At 74.4% G+C, this 14,625-nt stretch carries 18 protein-coding genes; 3 read left to right on the plus strand and 15 right to left on the minus strand.

Annotated features, from left to right (window positions below; translation table 11 throughout):
- The first annotated feature begins 492 nt into the window (after window positions 1-492).
- Both HOY81_RS20375 and HOY81_RS20380 read left to right on the plus strand, forming a co-directional pair.
- Entirely contained in the window at window positions 493-894 is a 402-nt protein-coding gene (locus HOY81_RS20375; protein WP_237321916.1) for a DUF2795 domain-containing protein, read from the plus strand.
- A 458-nt stretch (window positions 895-1,352) separates the two neighbouring features.
- Window positions 1,353-3,530, plus strand: a complete 2,178-nt coding sequence (locus HOY81_RS20380) for a prolyl oligopeptidase family serine peptidase (RefSeq protein WP_237321917.1) — start codon at window positions 1,353-1,355, stop codon at window positions 3,528-3,530.
- 154 nt (window positions 3,531-3,684) lie between these two features.
- On the opposite strand, the gene HOY81_RS20385 is transcribed toward HOY81_RS20380, so the two are convergent.
- From HOY81_RS20385 to gvpO, 15 genes are all read right to left on the minus strand, one after another.
- On the minus strand, window positions 3,685-4,821 hold the full coding sequence (locus HOY81_RS20385) for a selina-4(15),7(11)-diene synthase (protein WP_237321918.1): 1,137 nt from the start codon (window positions 4,819-4,821) through the stop codon (window positions 3,685-3,687).
- 346 nt (window positions 4,822-5,167) lie between these two features.
- On the minus strand, window positions 5,168-5,791 hold the full coding sequence (locus HOY81_RS20390; RefSeq protein ID WP_237321919.1) for an ATP/GTP-binding protein: 624 nt from the start codon (window positions 5,789-5,791) through the stop codon (window positions 5,168-5,170).
- Entirely contained in the window at window positions 5,772-6,125 is a 354-nt protein-coding gene (locus HOY81_RS20395) for a DUF742 domain-containing protein (protein ID WP_237321920.1), read from the minus strand. Before HOY81_RS20395 ends, HOY81_RS20390 begins: the two co-directional genes overlap by 20 nt.
- Window positions 6,122-6,508, minus strand: coding sequence for a roadblock/LC7 domain-containing protein (locus HOY81_RS20400; RefSeq protein WP_237321921.1), 387 nt, complete (start codon window positions 6,506-6,508; stop codon window positions 6,122-6,124). The genes HOY81_RS20395 and HOY81_RS20400 overlap by 4 nt, the downstream gene beginning before the upstream one ends.
- A gap of 21 nt (window positions 6,509-6,529) precedes the next feature.
- Complete coding sequence (locus HOY81_RS20405; protein ID WP_237321951.1) at window positions 6,530-8,161, minus strand: sensor histidine kinase KdpD; 1,632 nt, start codon at window positions 8,159-8,161, stop codon at window positions 6,530-6,532.
- Between the two features lie 320 nt (window positions 8,162-8,481).
- Entirely contained in the window at window positions 8,482-8,739 is a 258-nt protein-coding gene (locus HOY81_RS20410; RefSeq protein ID WP_237321922.1) for a gas vesicle protein K, read from the minus strand.
- A 17-nt stretch (window positions 8,740-8,756) separates the two neighbouring features.
- The gene (gene gvpJ, locus HOY81_RS20415; RefSeq protein ID WP_237321923.1) at window positions 8,757-8,993 is read right to left on the minus strand and encodes a gas vesicle protein GvpJ; all 237 of its coding nucleotides are present in this window, start codon (window positions 8,991-8,993) and stop codon (window positions 8,757-8,759) included.
- On the minus strand, window positions 8,974-9,840 hold the full coding sequence (locus HOY81_RS20420; RefSeq protein ID WP_237321924.1) for a GvpL/GvpF family gas vesicle protein: 867 nt from the start codon (window positions 9,838-9,840) through the stop codon (window positions 8,974-8,976). The genes gvpJ (HOY81_RS20415) and HOY81_RS20420 overlap by 20 nt, the downstream gene beginning before the upstream one ends.
- Window positions 9,837-10,223 carry a gas vesicle protein gene (locus HOY81_RS20425; RefSeq protein WP_237321925.1) on the minus strand — a complete coding sequence of 129 codons (387 nt, stop codon included), beginning with the start codon at window positions 10,221-10,223 and terminating at the stop codon, window positions 9,837-9,839. The genes HOY81_RS20420 and HOY81_RS20425 overlap by 4 nt, the downstream gene beginning before the upstream one ends.
- Window positions 10,224-10,239: 16 nt before the next feature.
- A complete protein-coding gene (locus HOY81_RS20430; protein ID WP_237321926.1) occupies window positions 10,240-11,235 on the minus strand; it encodes an SRPBCC family protein in 996 nt (331 codons plus the stop codon).
- 6 nt (window positions 11,236-11,241) lie between these two features.
- Window positions 11,242-11,940, minus strand: a complete 699-nt coding sequence (locus tag HOY81_RS20435; protein ID WP_237321927.1) for a histone protein — start codon at window positions 11,938-11,940, stop codon at window positions 11,242-11,244.
- The gene (locus HOY81_RS20440) at window positions 11,937-12,209 is read right to left on the minus strand and encodes a gas vesicle protein GvpG (RefSeq protein ID WP_237321928.1); all 273 of its coding nucleotides are present in this window, start codon (window positions 12,207-12,209) and stop codon (window positions 11,937-11,939) included. Before HOY81_RS20440 ends, HOY81_RS20435 begins: the two co-directional genes overlap by 4 nt.
- Before the next feature lies 1 nt (window position 12,210).
- Window positions 12,211-12,957 (minus strand): GvpL/GvpF family gas vesicle protein, encoded by a 747-nt coding sequence (locus HOY81_RS20445; RefSeq protein WP_237321929.1) that lies wholly within the window; start codon window positions 12,955-12,957, stop codon window positions 12,211-12,213.
- A gap of 3 nt (window positions 12,958-12,960) precedes the next feature.
- Window positions 12,961-13,443, minus strand: a complete 483-nt coding sequence (gene gvpJ / locus HOY81_RS20450) for a gas vesicle protein GvpJ (RefSeq protein WP_237321930.1) — start codon at window positions 13,441-13,443, stop codon at window positions 12,961-12,963.
- Between the two features lie 31 nt (window positions 13,444-13,474).
- On the minus strand, window positions 13,475-13,846 hold the full coding sequence (gene gvpO / locus HOY81_RS20455) for a gas vesicle protein GvpO (RefSeq protein WP_237321931.1): 372 nt from the start codon (window positions 13,844-13,846) through the stop codon (window positions 13,475-13,477).
- 140 nt (window positions 13,847-13,986) lie between these two features.
- Here gvpO and HOY81_RS20460 point away from each other — a divergent pair, with 140 nt between their 5' ends.
- A complete protein-coding gene (locus HOY81_RS20460; RefSeq protein WP_237321932.1) occupies window positions 13,987-14,574 on the plus strand; it encodes a hypothetical protein in 588 nt (195 codons plus the stop codon).
- Window positions 14,575-14,625: the final 51 nt, after the last annotated feature.

Below are 14,625 nucleotides of genomic sequence, written 5' to 3' on the forward strand. Positions count from 1 at the left end.
ACGACGCTCTTCCGATCTGGCACCTGACCGGCCGGGCCCCAGCACCGGCGCGGACGGGAGCCTGCCCGCGCCGCGTCCCCGGCCACGCCGCACCGCGTGTCCGCGGCCCCGGCACGAGCCTCCGGCGGCACGCCCCGCCGGCAGGTCCGGGCCCGTAGGGCCTGGCGTGGTGGCCCGGCAGGTCGGTGACGCGACCGGCCGGCACGCCTGCTGAACCGGGTTGCCGCCTCGTCCACGTACGCCGGGTACGAGAACGCTCCTCCGCCGTGCGCTCGCACGCTCCCCCGGAGCCTTCGGCCTGGGAGGCACCCCCTCGACTCCGCGGGCCGGTCCTCGAGGATCCGCCGGACAGGCCCTTGCACGCACGGACCGGTTTCGGTCCGGGGGTGCGAGGTACTGCGGGCGGCAGCACACGGGGCGGCGGCGCCCCGCCGCGGGGCGTGTCCCGCCGGCGGCCGCGGCCCCCGCCCCCGTTCCGCAGGAGAGAGAGCCATGGCGAGTGAGAAGACCGGCCCGCTGCACGACGACGAGATGAAGAAGGAGCTGCAGGGGGAGCTCAAGGCCGAGGGCTCCGTACGGGCCCAGGAGGAGCACGAGCTCCAGCCCGCGGGCGAGGACCAGCCCGAGGCGAGCCTCGACCCGGAGGGGCCGCTGCACGGCGGGACGCCGCCGGGGATGGACGCCGCGGACGTGGAGCTCCGTTCCGAGCTGGCCCGGCATCTCAGCCCGGGCATCTATCCGGCCGACCGGGCCGCGGTGCTCGCCTCACTGCGCGAGAACCACGCGCCGGACCGGCTGCTGAGCCTCGCGGACGACCTGCCCGAAGGCGAGTACCGCAACGTCCAGGACCTCGCACGGGCCCTCGGCCTGGGCGTCGAGGACCACCGCACCTGACCGGGGCGCCACGCCCCTGCACGCCCCGCTCCGCCGCCGGGCCCGCGCCACCGCGGGCCCGGCGCCGTCGTGGCGGGGCCCGGCCGGGACGGCGGCGCCGTACCCGGACCGGCGTCCCGGAAACCGCTCGCCCCGCGGCGGCGCGGCTGGGAGAATGCGCACCGCGCACCCCGCCCGGCCGGCGCCCGCCCCACGGGCACCGGCGGCCGCCACCACCCGGCGTCCCCGCCTCCCGGCAGCACCGCTCCCGCGGCCCCCGGTACCCCCGGCGTGCCCTGGAGCGCCGTCCGGCAGACCGGAGCGGAACCTCGTCGCCGCTCCCCGCCCGGACTCCGCCGTTCCCGGCCGGTGCGCCGGTCCGCGCCACACGGTCCGGCGGACGGGGAGGCCGCCGATCCCGCCGTACGAGGGGACGGGGTGCGGCCCAGACCGCGACCACCACAGCAGGGAGCCGCCCCGTGCAGCCGTCCACGCCTCCGCCCGCAGCCGTACCCGTCCCGCCGCGCATCCCGGACTTCCCGCGGCAGTTCGGCCGCACCCGGCGCTTCTCCCTCGGCGTGCCGCGGCAGTTCACCGTCTCCGCGGACGGCCGGCGGGTGCTGTACCTGCGTACGGGAGGCGGGGCGGACCCCGCGGGACGGCTGTGGCTGCTGGAGGACGGCACGGAGCACCTGCTCGCCGGGCCGCCCGCGGACGGCGGCGGGGAGGCCGGTCTCCCGGCGGCCGAGCGGGTCCGGCGGGAACGCGCCCGGGAGACCGGCAGCGGCGTGGTGGCGTACGCGGCCGACGCGCAGGCCCGTACCGCCGCGTACGCGCTCGGCGGCGCCCTGTGGGCCGTACGCACCGACGGTGGCGCCCCCTTCCCGGTGACCGCGGCGGGGCCCGTCGTGGACCCCCGGCCGTCGCCCTGCGGGCGGCTCGTCGCCTATGTCACCGCCGGCGCGCTGCACGTGACCGGCCTGCGTGCGGCCGGCGGCGCCGGCGGGCGCCCCGCCGACGGGCGGCTGGCCGCTCCGGAGGGCCCGGAGGTCACCTACGGGCTGAGCGACCACGTCTCGGCCGAGTCGATGGGGCGGCTGCGCGGGTACTGGTGGGCCCCTGACGGCGGCGCCCTGCTGGTGGCCCGCACCGACACCTCCCGGGTCGCCCGCCGCCATCTCACCGATCCCGCCGACCCGGCGGCGCCGCCCCGGGTTCTGCGCTATCCGGCCGCGGGCACGGCCAACGCCGAGGTGACGCTGCATCTGCTCGGTCTCGACGGCGGGCGCCGCCCAGTGCGCTGGGACCGGGAGGCGTTCGAGTACGTGCCCGCCGCCGGCTGGGACGCACACGGCCCGTTCCTGGCCGTGCAGAGCCGCGACCAGCGCCTCCTGCGCACCCTCGCGGTGGACCCGGCGACCGGGGAGACCCGCCTGCTGCACGAGCAGCGCGACCCGGACTGGGTGGAACTGATCCCGGGCACGCCCTGCCGCACCGCCGGGGGCGCGCTGGTGGTCACCGCGGACGATCCCGGCACCCGGCGGCTGACGGTGGACGGGACCGCGGTGACACCGCCGGGGCTCCAGGTGCGGGAGGTGCTCGGCACGCACGGGGAATCGGTGCTCTTCGCCGGCGGCGAGGAGCCGTCCGAGACCCATGTGTGGCGCTGGTCCCCGGGCGGCGGCTGCACGCGGCTCAGCGAGGGGCCGGGGGTGCACACCGCGGTCGCCGCGGGCGGCACCACCGTGCTGGCCGGCCGCGTCGCCGGGGAGGACCGGGTGACCGTGCACCGGGCGGGGGCCCGGCCGGTGCCGGTGGCCTCGCACGCGGAGCGGCCGGTGGTCACCCCGCGCCCCGCCTTCCTCCGGCTCGGGGCACGGGAGTTGCGCAGCAACCTGTTCCTGCCGTCCTGGCACGCTCCCGGCCGGCGGCTGCCGGTGCTGCTCGACCCGTACGGCGGGCAGCAGTTGCTGCTGGCCACCCGCGCGCTGGGGTGGCCGGCGCTGGTGTCGCAGTGGTTCGCCGAGCAGGGTTTCGCCGTCCTGGTGACCGACGGCCGGGGCTCGCCGGGGCGGGGCCCCGCCTGGGAGAAGGCGATCCGCGGGGACCTGCTCACGTACGCGCTGCAGGACCAGGTGGACGCGCTGCACGCGGCTGCGGAGCACTGCCCGGACCTGGACACCGGGCGGGTGGCGATCCGGGGCTGGTCGTTCGGCGGGTTCCTGGCGGCGGGGGCGGTTCTGCGCCGGCCGGACGTGTTCCACGCGGCGGTGGCCGGGGCGCCGCCCACCGACCACCGGCTCTACGACACGCACTGGAAGGAGCGCACGCTCGGCCACCCCGACGAGGAGCCGGAGAACTACGACCGGTGCTCGCTGCTCCCCGACGCGCCCCGGCTGCGCCGCCCGCTGCTGCTGATCCACGGGCTCGCGGACGACAACGTCGCCGCGGCCCACACCCTGCGGCTGTCGGCGGCCCTGCTGGCGGCGGGACGACCGCACCGGGTGCTGCCGCTGCCCGGCGCCGGGCACCTCGTCACCCGGGAGAACGTCGCGGAGCGGTTGCTGCCGGCGCAACTGGGTTTCCTCCAGGACGCTCTGGGGACCGCGGAGGCGGTGCCACGCCCGGACGGGCCTGCCGGACCCGGGCACGTCTGAGGGCTGCGGAAGGCCCCGAGGTGCCGGAGAGGCCCCGGTGCGGGAGGGCCTGGCGGGAGCCCGTGGAGGCCGGGCGTCCGCCGGACCGCTGGGGGCGTGCGGCGCCCGCCTCGCGCGCCGCACACGCTCCCGTGCTTCCACCGGCAGGCCGGAATCAGCCCGTTCCGCTTGTGGCCAGCCGCGGGGAGAAGTTGACTACGGAGGAGCCCGGCTGCTCCCGGGACGGCGCCGCCCGCCGGTCCGGAGGCAGCAGGTCCCACCACCAGGCGACGGCCGGGATGTCCAGGGGTTCCGTGCTGTCGTCGGTGGGGGTGTCGGTGAAGGTCGAGGGGAGGTTCGCCGGGTCGTCGGGAGTCGTGTAGCGCAGCGAACTGATGCCCCAGTCCTGCGCACCGCGTATGAAGCAGGCGAGGCTGTGCAGATACTGCCGGAGCTGCGGGCTCGCCGTGGGTACCAGGTGCTCGCAGAGGCGGAGGAAGAGCACCATCACACGGTCGCGCTGAGCGACGGCGGTGGCCATCGCCGCGTCCGGACTCAGCCCGTGGTGGTGTTCCAGGACGCGCAGGACGTTGAGGTAGTAGTGCTGGGCACGGCTCTCCTTGTGGTAGGAGAAGAGGTCGTTGTCCCAGGTGATGATGAAGTAGGCCGCCTCCGCCGCGGCCCGGACGGTGGTGTGCTCGCGCTCGCTGGGATGCAGCTCGTAGCCGTGCCCCATCTCCAGCAGCGGGAGGACGACGGAGGTGGCACCGTCGTAGAGCCGCATCAGCGTGTAGTCGTTGAGGTCGGGGACCGTCCCGCGGCTCCGGTGCGAGGCCTCCCAGGCGACGGAGAGGAAGTACTCGCGCAGCGTCTCCACCCAGCGCGCCACCTGCCCGGGGGTGCCGTGCACCCCGATCCGGCGGCGCAGGTCGCGGAGACCGTCGGCCAGCGGGTCCTGCGTCAGCATGGGCACTTCGGGGTTCTGGGCCACACGCAGCAGCCGGGAGAGTTCGGCGACGAGTTCCCCGGGCTCCCCGCCGAGCTCGCCCTCCTCACAGTGCCCGTCGTCCACGCCGAAGAGCCAGATGATGAAGTCCGCGAGGATGCCGACGACCTCCTGGCGCCCCTCGGGGAGGATGCGCGCCGCGAAGGTGCCGATGTCGTGGGCGATCAACTTCCGGCGCAGCTCCTCGGAGCCGATGCGGAAGGCGGTGGCCCATTCGGCCGTCTGCCGGTCGATGACCTCGTGGCGGGGATGGATGGCGGGTGGGATAGGAGAATAGACAGGCGGAACCAGCAGCCCGTGCTCCACTGTTGATCACCTCGGTTGTCCGGCGGACGTGTCCCCTCCACACCGGTGTGGGGGAACCGCCGCGTTGCTGCTCCGCATTTCGTGCGCGTACGACCGGGAGAACACCCTGGCCGGATCGCGTCACCGGAGCCAGCGCAGAAGTGGATCACAGTCCACCCGGCCGCTCAAGTGAGGACGTCTCCACGGTCCTCGTCAAGATGGTCTCTTCCGCCACACTTCCCACCCGCCGGCCGGGCCACCTGCACCTCCGCACTCCCGCGCGTCACACCCGTCACCGGGCGGCCCGGACGGAAGCCGCCCGGCGGACCCGTCTCCCCGGCTGCTCCGGCGGTACACCGCACCCGGTCTACGAGGTGGCCGCGGGCGCCACGGTGAGCGACCGCAGATAGTGCATGAGGGTCATCAGCACGTCGCGGCTGGACTCCCGCCGCCGCGCGTCGCAGACCACGATCGGCACGCTCTCCGGCAGGTCGAGGGCGCTCCGCAGCTCCTCCACCGGGTAACCGGGCGCCTCCGGGAAGGCGTTCACGGCCACCACGAAGGGCACCCCGGCCTCCTCCAGCCGGCCGATCACGTCGAAGCTGACCTCCAGCCGCCGGGTGTCCACGAGCACCACCGCGCCCAGCGCCCCGTCGAACAAGCCGTTCCACAGGAACCAGAAGCGCTGCTGCCCGGGGGTGCCGAACAGGTAGAGCACCAGCTCCTCGTTCAGGCTGATACGGCCGAAATCCATCGCCACGGTGGTGGCGGTCTTGCGCTCCACGCCCGTGTTGTCGTCGACGGTGGCGCCGGCCTGCGTCATCGTCTCCTCGGTCGTCAGTGGCCGTATCTCGCTCACCGAGCGGACCAGAGTGGTCTTGCCGACGCCGAAGCCCCCCACGATCACGATCTTGACCGCGGCCGTGGTCGATGAGGGCAGCACGTCCTCGCTCCGTGGCCCGACGACGGCTTCAGAGCTTTTGGAGTCCATCTATTACCGCCTCAATCAGTGCAAGGTCAGGAAGCGACGGGGCAGGCGCACGGGCCTCCACCCGCTCTTCGGCCAACAGGTCCGCGAGCAGCACGGTGATCACGCTGACGGGCAGCCCCAGGTAGGCGGAGATCTCGGCCACGGAGAGCGGGGAAGCGCACACCCGCAGAATGGCCGCGTGCTCCGGCTGCATGCCCACCCGGGGCTCGGTACGGGCGACGATGAGCGTGACCAGGTCGATTCCGGCGTTCTCCGCGGAGTCACTGCGGCCGCCGGTGATCACATAGAGCCGCTCGGGACTGCCTTCGTCCCATTCCCCCTGGTGTCGCGTCATGCGGCGCTGCCGTCGTGCCGTGGCGGGCTCGTCAGGTGAGCGCCGATGCGGGCGACCAGATCGCGCATGCACTGCCCGACCAGGCCGGCGTCCACGCCCTCGTCGGCCAGCACGGCGAGATGCGCGCCCGCGCCCGCCGCCATCAGGTAGAGGAAGCCACCGTTGACCTCGACGACGACCATCCGCATCCGCCCGTCGCTGTGCGGGAACTCCGCCGCGACGGCGGAGGACAGGCTCTGCAGTCCGGAGCCTATCGCGGCCAGGCGGTCGGCCGTGTCCTCATCGGTCTGGTACCGGGCCATGCACAGGCCGTCCGACGACAACACGACCACGTGGCGGGTCTGCGGGACGCTCTCCGCCAGGTCCTTAAGCATCCAGTCCATGTCGGCCCGCCGATCCATCGCTTACTCACCCTCATCTGACGTCTTGTCACTGCTCTCACGGGGACCGGGCGCCCGGGACCCCTCTCCGGACAGTCCGCTCTGGAGCGCCGCCATCCACATGCCGGGTGCGGGCTCCTGCTCCGCGGCCGGCTCGGGCGCGACGGCCCCGCGGCCCTGCGCGGCGCCGCCCGGCGCCGTACGGGCGGCCGCCCGCGCGGCCGGGTCGGGGCGGCGCCGGCGGCGCTGGGGCAGCCCGTTGGCGTTCCGCTCGATCGCCGGCGGATCCTCCTCCGCCTGCTGCTGCACCGGCTGCTCCGCCGTGCCTCCCCCGGCGCCCGGGGACGGTGCGGACTCCTGCGCTTCCCCGCGACCGTCCGGCTGCGCAACGGGCTCCGGCGGGGCGGGGGCGGGGATCTCCGTACGGGGCTCGGCGGCCTCGGCCGCCGCGGCCGGGCGCGGTCCGGAGGCGGCCCCGATGCCGTGCGCCTTCCCGGTCGCCGGTGCCGTGGTGACGAGCTTGGCCGGCACCACGAGGACGGCCCGGACCCCGCCGTACGCCGACGGCGGCAGCGAGACCTGGAAGTCGTACGCCTGGGCCAGCCGGCCGACCACCGCCAGGCCCAGACGGGGCGCTTCGCCGAGGTCGTTGAGGTCGATGCCCGCCTGCGCCTGCCGGAGCATCTGCTCGGCGCGGGCGCGGGCCTCCTCGCTCAGGCCGACGCCGCCGTCCTCGATCTCGATGGCGATGCCCGCGTGCACCTCACCCGCCGTCAGATGGACCTTGGCCTTGGGCGGCGAGTAGCGGGTGGCGTTGTCCAGCAGTTCCGCCAGGGCGTGGATGAGCGGCTCGACGGCCGGTCCGACGACGGCGACGTCGACCACGGAGTGCAGCTCGACCCGCTGGTAGTCGATGATGCGGGACATGGCACCGCGCAGCACGCTGTAGAGCGGGACGGCCTTGCTCCACTGCCTGCCCGGGCGGGCCCCGCCCAGCACCGCGATGCTGTCGGCCAGCCGGCCGATCAGCGCGGTGCCGTGGTCCAGCCGGAGCAGGTCGGCGAAGAACTCCGGCCGCCGGCCGTGCCGGTCCTCCATCTCCCGCAGGTCCTTCGCCTGCTGGTGCACGATCGCCTGCACGCGGCGGGCGATGTTCACCACGCCGCGCTGGGCCGAGTCCCGCATGGTCTCCTCGGCCTGCACGGCCTCCACCACCGAGCGTAGCAACTCCTCGTGGGCGCTGCGGAAGTCGGCGCTCAGGCCCTCCAGGGTCTCGTCGCCGGCGGCCATGGAGAGCAGCACGTCCTCGGCGAACTCGCCCTCCTGGAGCCGTTCCACGGCCTCCGGCAGGCGCTCCTTCGCCAGCCGTACGGTCGCCGCCTCCTGCCGGGCCAGCCGGCGCTCCAGCAGCTCCTCCCGCTCGGCCAGCCGGGCACGCAGGACCCGCACCTCCCGTACGCGACGCGCCACCTCGCCGGCCAGCGCGGCCACCGCCACCGTCGCGACGACACCGCACCACGCCACTGCGAACCGGGCCTCCGGGTCCACCACGGACACGGCGACGGCCGTCGCGACGCCGGACGCGACGGCGGGCAGCACCCACGCCAGGACGGGGCCCGGCCGTTTTCCTCCGGGTGACGATCCAGCACGAATCATCGGCATCCTCACATCGTCGAAAGGCTGTGCTAGGGCCGACGGCGCACGGCATCGGCGGCGGGACCGCCGTACCGCCTCGCTCGCGACCGCGAAACGGCAGCAGGGCAGCGATGACCTGGAGAAATCGCTCAACTCGCCGAGCCCCACGCAGCATAGCCGTATCGCGACGGCGGTCGCACATGCCGGTGGGGTGGGAACGGAGGGCCGGATGCAGCCCAACTCCCCGTGTTCTGGGAGCGTTTCCCGCGCGCTCCCGCGCGCGTCGCCCTGGGGCCCCGGGGGCGCCCTGACGACCGCCCCGCCCCGCCGGCCGCCGGCCCTCAGTCCCGCGGCAGCAGCGTGCCCAGCGGGCCCAGGTCGAGGTTGAGGTCCTCCGGGTCGAGGCCGTGCCGCTCCCGGAGCTCGGTCATCCGCTCCTCCAGGAGCATCAGCGTGGTACCGATCCGCTCGATCTGCTCCTCGGTCAGATCCCCCTGGTCGACACGGCGGACGGCCTGCCGTTCCATGAGCTGCCGCAGCAGTTCCACCACCGTCAGCACCAGCGCGGCCAGGTCCCGTTCCACGGTCTCCCGGTCCATTTCGATCCGCCGGGCGGTCACAGCGGCCCGCTGTCCGCCCAGGGCGCGGGCACCCGCTCGTTCACCGAGGAGAGCAGCGCATGGAGCGAGACCCGCACCAAGGGCACCTCGGCGATGGCGAGGACCACGTCGCCGGTGACGACCACGCCGGTGGCCAGCAGCCGGTCCAGCAGGTCCACCAGCGGCACCCCGACCGGCCCGCCCTCCCCCTCCGGGCCGTCCCAGGGCACGGGCTCAGTCGCCGCCGGAGTCATCCGCACCTCCCTCGACGAAGGAGTAGGGCACCCAGGGTCCGGACACCTCGATCCGCACGTCCCGCAGCTCCGGGGCGGCACGCAGCTCCCGTACCGTCCCGGCGAGCTCCCGCTCCCGGCCCGCGTCGAGCAGGTAGGCGGCGTTGAGCACCTGGCTCCGGCGGTCGCCGGCCGGCTCGGCACCGTGCGCCCGCAGCCTGCGGGCCGCGACGGCCAGCGGGCGCAGCCGGTCGTCCACCCGGTCGGCCGCCCGCAGCACCGCCTCCTGCCGCTGCTCGCGGGCCCGCTGCCGGCCGCGTACGCGCTCCAGATAGGCGCGGCCGGAAGGGGCCCGCCCGGTGGCGCCGTCCTCCGCCCCCGCGAGCGCCGCCCTGTCCGGGCCGGCCGTGCTCCCGGCCTGCGTGCCGGTGTAGACCTTGACGCCCCACTCCGCACGGCCGGCGAGCCGCCGCAGCGCGGCGCTCAGCTCCCGTTCACGGGCGAGCAGGGCGGCACGGGTCCGCTCGTCGTCGTGGTAGACGGTGGCCAGCGGCATCGGGACGACCGTCGCGCCCCGGGCGGCCGCACAGACGACGGCGTGGTGCTCCCGGGCGCAGCGCTCCAGCTCCACGGGGTCGGCGAGCCGGTCGCGCAGCGACTCCGCGGAGTAGTCAGCGGCGGGCACGGACTGCACCACCACGCCGAGGGAACCGACCGGCAGCAGCCGGACCGGCGTGTCCGGGCAGAGGCCGGACGCCTCGGGAGGACACGACGGGCCGTCACCGGGGCGAACGGCGAAGACATAGGTGGCGACAGCGGTGCCGGGGGCCGGTGGCACCGCCGCGCGGTCGGGGGCGCCGGTCGTCACCGGTCCCTCCCGGCAGGTTCCCGCCGGCGGCCCTTCGCGGGCTCCGCTTCGCCGGCGGCGGCAGAACCGGCGGAGGACTCCAGGGCCTCGATCCGCTCGCGCAGCCGCTGGTTCTCCCGGGCCAGCTCGTGGTCGGCGGCACGGGTGGAGAGCGCCGGGTCCGTCTCCCACCAGTTGATGCCCGCCCGTCGCGCGGTGTCGACCGAGGAGACGAAGAGGCGCAGCCGGATGGTGAGCAGTTCGATGTCGAGCAGATCCACCTTGATGTCGCCGGCGATGACGATGCCCTTGTCGAGAACGCGCTCCAGGATCTCGGCGAGGTTCGCGGTGTGGCCGTAGGTCGTGTCCTGCGGCGGCCGGTGCCACGTGTCGAGCTCGGTCACGGGGTCCCCTCAGTCCTCATTCCTCTTCCTCCTCTTCTTCCTCTTCCTCCTCGCCCTCTTCCTCCTCGCCCTCTTCCTCCTCGCCCTCCTCTTCCTCCTCGCCCTCTTCCTCCTCCGGCTCCTCGCCCTCGTACTCCTCCTCGTCCTCGGAGGATTCCTCGGCGCGGCTCCTTTCCTCCTCCATGGCGTCCTCGTGACTCGTCACCAGCTCGCCGTCACGGATCTCGCCGCGCCAGCCCTCGGGCTCCTCGTCCGTGAGGGTGACGTAACGCTGGAAGTGCTTCAGGTCCAGCCGGAGCCGGCGGCCCTGGGCCCGCCACAGGTTGCCGGTCTTCTCGAAGAACCCGGAGGGGTAGTACTCCACGACCACCACGATCCGGGTCAGGTCGGGCGTCACCTCGTGGAAGCTCACGACGCCCTTGGTGCTGCCCTTGGAGCCCTCCGAGGTCCACACGATGCGCTCGTCCGGCACCTGCTCCAGCACCGTCGCCTTCCACCCGCGGGTCGACGGGCCGACCTTCACCTTCCAGTCGCTGGTGGTCTCGTCCGAGATGGAGACGTTGCGGACGCCCTTCATGTAGGAGCCGAACTCCTCGAACTGCGTCCAGTGGTCGTAGCAGGTCCGCACCGGAAGGCCCACATCGAGTGTCTCCACGATGTTGGTGACCTTGGTGTCCCCGGGCTTCCGGTCGCCGCCCGCGCCTTCGTCTCCGCCGCCCCCGCCCCCGAAGAGGTCCTTCGCCTTCCCCGCGACGGCGTCCTTGGCGCCCTTGGCCTTCTCCGACACCAGTGCCTTCACCGGCGATTCGCCGCCGAGGATCCGCGCGCCCATCTTCGGCAGGTCACCGGCGTTCTCCGAGAGATCGTCGAGCTTGCCGGTCAGGTTCGAGATACGCCCGCCGACCGAGCCCACGAGGTGTTGCGCACGTGCCCCGAGATAATTCGTGATCTCGGACCGTAGCTGGTCCAGGCCCGACGGGGCCTGCTGATCGGTGCTCTGCTTCTCCGCCATCACCGGTCACCTCCGGCGGCCGGAGCCGCCGGCCGTCTTCTTCGCCGTGGTGCCCCTCCCGGAGGCGGACTTCCCGCCCCCGGCGGCACGCTTGCCGGTCTCCGCCGTTCCGGCGGACTTCTTCTTCGCCGTCTTCTTCGTCCCGCCGGTCTGCCCCGCCGTCTCGCTCCGCTTCGCGGCGGACTTCTTCGCGGCGGACTTCTTCCGGGCCGGCGCCTCCGCGCCGGCCTGCCTCTTCGCCGGCCTCCGGTCGGCACCGCGGCGCGACCTGCCGCCCTGCTCCTCCTCAGGTTCCTCCTCCTGCTCTGATCCCTCCTCCTGCTCCGGTTCCTCCTCCTGCTCCGGTTCCTCCTCCTGCTCCTCGCCCGGGGCTCCGCCGCCCTCGGGAAGGCCCTCGCGGAGGGACTCGGTACGTTCGTGCAGGGAGTGCGCCAGGCCGGCCATGCCGCGGTCGGCGACCGAGGCGGCCGCCGACCGCCCGGCGTCCAGCAACTCCCCCCGCACCTGTTCGCTGAGCTGAGCGAAGTGCGGTGAGTCCCGGAGCATGCGGACACCCTGCGAGAGCAGTCCGCGGGGGCTGAGGTCCTTGCCCCGGCCCAGGGCGATCGAGGCGAGCATCAGGGCCAGCTTGCCCTTCTTCGTCCGCCCGAGGACGTACCCCCCGAGGACCGCGGCCGTCAGGGCCGCCTTGCCGTTGTCGCTCATTCCTCTGCTCCCACCGTGGGATCGTGCGGTGCGCCGTCGTGCGGCACCCTGTACTCCAGAAGGTCCAGGAGGCGTTCCTCCTCGGCCTCGAACTCCGCCTCGCCGATGTCCCCGTTCTCCAGCGCCTCGTTGAGCGCGGCGAGCCGCGCCCGGATGACCCCGGGGTCGTACATCTCGTACTCGGCGACCTCCGTGACGCGCTGCGCGACCCAGATGGTGCCCCGCAGCGGGGCGAGGGGCAGCAGCGCGAGCTCTGTGAACAACCCCATCTCAGACCCCTGCCGCCCTGGTCCGGGCCACCACGAAGCTGTAGCAGGGCAGCGGGCCGGCCAGGCGGAGCTCGGCACGGTGGCCGTGCTCCTGCGCCAGCCGCCCCGCCGTCTCCTCGAAGCGCCGCCGGGAGCCCCGCTCGACCAGGAAGGAGGTGTTGCGCACACCGCCGGGCACCTGGGGTCCGTCGACCGTCCGTACGGCCAGCCCGGAGAGCTCGCCCACCGCCTGTGCCGCCGCCCGGGCCGCTCGCTGCTCCAGGCCGCGGGCCACCGCCTCACCCAGCCGTACGTTGGCCTCGTACCCCGGCCGCCGCCGCGCCTCTTCCCGCAGCCGCCGCACCCCGGGGTCCTCCCGCACCAGTTCGGGGAGCGAGTCCTGGACGGGCAGCGCCTTGAGGTTCATCTCGATCCGGCCCCCGACCTCCTCCAGAGCATCCAGGTGCGCGGGCTCCTCCGCGGCAAGCTGGTCCTCCAGGGCTCCGGAGTCCCGGCAGACCATGCCGAAGCGCATGGGCAGCACAGGGCCGCGGTCCAGCAGGGCGAGCAGGACCTCCTGATGGGCCAGCAGGTCGCGCCGCCGGGCGCGGAGCTTCTCCGGCACCCCGCTGACCACGGCCGCCAGCGGGCCGGCGGTCACCGTGCGGACCGGAAGGGGCGGTGCGCCCACACCGGTGAGGCCGGCGGGCGGCCGGCGGGCGGCGGGGACGATGCCGTAGACGTAGACGGCGGCCTCGGGCTCTCCCATCGGTCAGCCCTCTCTCTTCCGGCGAGCGGTGGTGGCCGAACGGGCCGTCGTGGTCCGCTTGCGCGCCCGTGGGCGCCGCGGCTCCTCCTCCGCCTCCTCGCCCTCCTGCTCGTCCTCCTGCTCGTCCTCCCGCCCTCCGATGGCCTCCTCCACCTTCCTGCCGACGGCGGACACCGCCTTACGGGCGCCCACTCCGGTGAGGCTGCCGCCCCCGCCGCCGCTGAAGAGCTCGGGGACGGTACGGCTGCGCGGGTCGGACTCCAGGTCCAGCCGGTTGCAGGCCTCGGCGAAACGGAGATAGGTGTCGACGCTGGCGACGACGACGCGGGCATCGACCTTGAGGATCTCGATGCCGACCAGGGAGACCCGGACGAAGACGTCGATCACCATGCCGCGGTCGAGGATGATCTCGATGACGTCGTAGAGCGTCCCGGCCCGGGGTACGCAGGCGACCGAGTCGGAGTACGTCGTGGTGGTGGTGGGCATGGTGGTCCTTTCCGGTGACCGGGCGCGGCCGTCAGTCGTCGGCCGTGCCCCGCCGGTAGCGGCGGACCCGGCGGTACTGCAGGAGTTCGCCGGAGCGGTCGATCTCGACCTCGTAGGTGGCCATCAGGCTGGTGGTGTCCGGGATGCGCGGCAGCTCCAGCACGTCCACTGCGACGCACCAGCCGTCGTCGGTGCGGGTGACCGCGGAGACGCCCTCCGCCGGTCCCACCGCAAGCCCGTCGATGCGGTCGCACGCGTGCCGGGCCGCGTCCTCCGGGCCCGGCACCCGGGCGCGGGTGCCGCTTCTCGACCTGGAGGTGGTGGCCGCGGTCGACGCCGGCGAAGCCGACGACGCGGACGACGCGGACGTGCGACGGCTTCGCCGCTCCCGTTGTTCTGCCATGACTCCACGGTGCGCAGACGGTGCGACTTCGCGCGCTTTTTACTGCTCCGTCCGGAGCAGTCCCGGCGGCGCGCGTGGTCAGTCCCCGTGGTGCGGGGCCCCTCGACGGCCACGGCTGCGGAGGGGCCATACTGGGCTCCGTGGAGCAGCGCCCAGATTCCCCCGACCCGGTCGTGCTCGGCGCGGGCACGGACCCGACGTACATTCCCGGCCTCGACGTCCCCGGCGCGGAAGGGCCCGGGACACCGCCCGGAGAAGCCGCCCGGGACGGCGCCCGGGAGGAGGAGGCGGCGGAGGCCGTGCGCCCCGGCGTCGCCGACCCGGCCGCCCTGGACGACGAGGACGCCTTCGCAGCGGACGCGATCACCGCGGAGGACGACGCGCCCGGGCCCGCGGACGGCGAGGCGGACGACGCGGACGACGACGCACCGGCCGCGGGGCCCTCGTTCGAGGTCTCGGACCGCCGTGGCGTGATCGCCGCCGGCGCCGCCGGCATGACGTTCCGGCTGGACGACACGGAGGCCCGGTTCCGCTGGGACGAGATCGGCGCGGTCGAGATCAACGTCCCGCGCTTCGGCCGCCGGTTCGCCGTGACCGTCTACACCCGGGACCGCCGCCACTTCGACGCCGATGTCGAGGCCCCCGCACGCAGGCTGCTGCGGGAGTGGGAGGCCGAGCTCGACGCCGCCCTCGACGTCTGGTTCGACGACGCACGCGACCAGGCGTAGGCCGCCCGCGTACGGTCGGCGCACCGCGTTCCGCCGCACGCGGGTGTCGTA

The organism is Streptomyces sp. JJ36 (genome assembly GCF_021696945.1).
Classification (GTDB): domain Bacteria; phylum Actinomycetota; class Actinomycetes; order Streptomycetales; family Streptomycetaceae; genus Streptomyces.

Coding starts and splice junctions, on each gene's coding strand:
- HOY81_RS20430 (WP_237321926.1), bottom strand. CDS start 11,235: ATGGCGGAGAAGCAGAGCACCGATCAGCAGGCCCCGTCGGGCCTGGAC.
- HOY81_RS20405 (WP_237321951.1), bottom strand. CDS start 8,161: ATGATTCGTGCTGGATCGTCACCCGGAGGAAAACGGCCGGGCCCCGTC.
- HOY81_RS20390 (WP_237321919.1), bottom strand. CDS start 5,791: ATGGACTCCAAAAGCTCTGAAGCCGTCGTCGGGCCACGGAGCGAGGAC.
- HOY81_RS20395 (WP_237321920.1), bottom strand. CDS start 6,125: ATGACGCGACACCAGGGGGAATGGGACGAAGGCAGTCCCGAGCGGCTC.
- gvpJ (WP_237321923.1), bottom strand. CDS start 8,993: ATGACTCCGGCGGCGACTGAGCCCGTGCCCTGGGACGGCCCGGAGGGG.
- HOY81_RS20445 (WP_237321929.1), bottom strand. CDS start 12,957: ATGGGAGAGCCCGAGGCCGCCGTCTACGTCTACGGCATCGTCCCCGCC.
- gvpO (WP_237321931.1), bottom strand. CDS start 13,846: ATGGCAGAACAACGGGAGCGGCGAAGCCGTCGCACGTCCGCGTCGTCC.
- HOY81_RS20410 (WP_237321922.1), bottom strand. CDS start 8,739: ATGGACCGGGAGACCGTGGAACGGGACCTGGCCGCGCTGGTGCTGACG.
- gvpJ (WP_237321930.1), bottom strand. CDS start 13,443: ATGCCCACCACCACCACGACGTACTCCGACTCGGTCGCCTGCGTACCC.
- HOY81_RS20400 (WP_237321921.1), bottom strand. CDS start 6,508: ATGGACTGGATGCTTAAGGACCTGGCGGAGAGCGTCCCGCAGACCCGC.
- HOY81_RS20435 (WP_237321927.1), bottom strand. CDS start 11,940: ATGAGCGACAACGGCAAGGCGGCCCTGACGGCCGCGGTCCTCGGGGGG.
- HOY81_RS20440 (WP_237321928.1), bottom strand. CDS start 12,209: ATGGGGTTGTTCACAGAGCTCGCGCTGCTGCCCCTCGCCCCGCTGCGG.
- HOY81_RS20375 (WP_237321916.1), top strand. CDS start 493: ATGGCGAGTGAGAAGACCGGCCCGCTGCACGACGACGAGATGAAGAAG.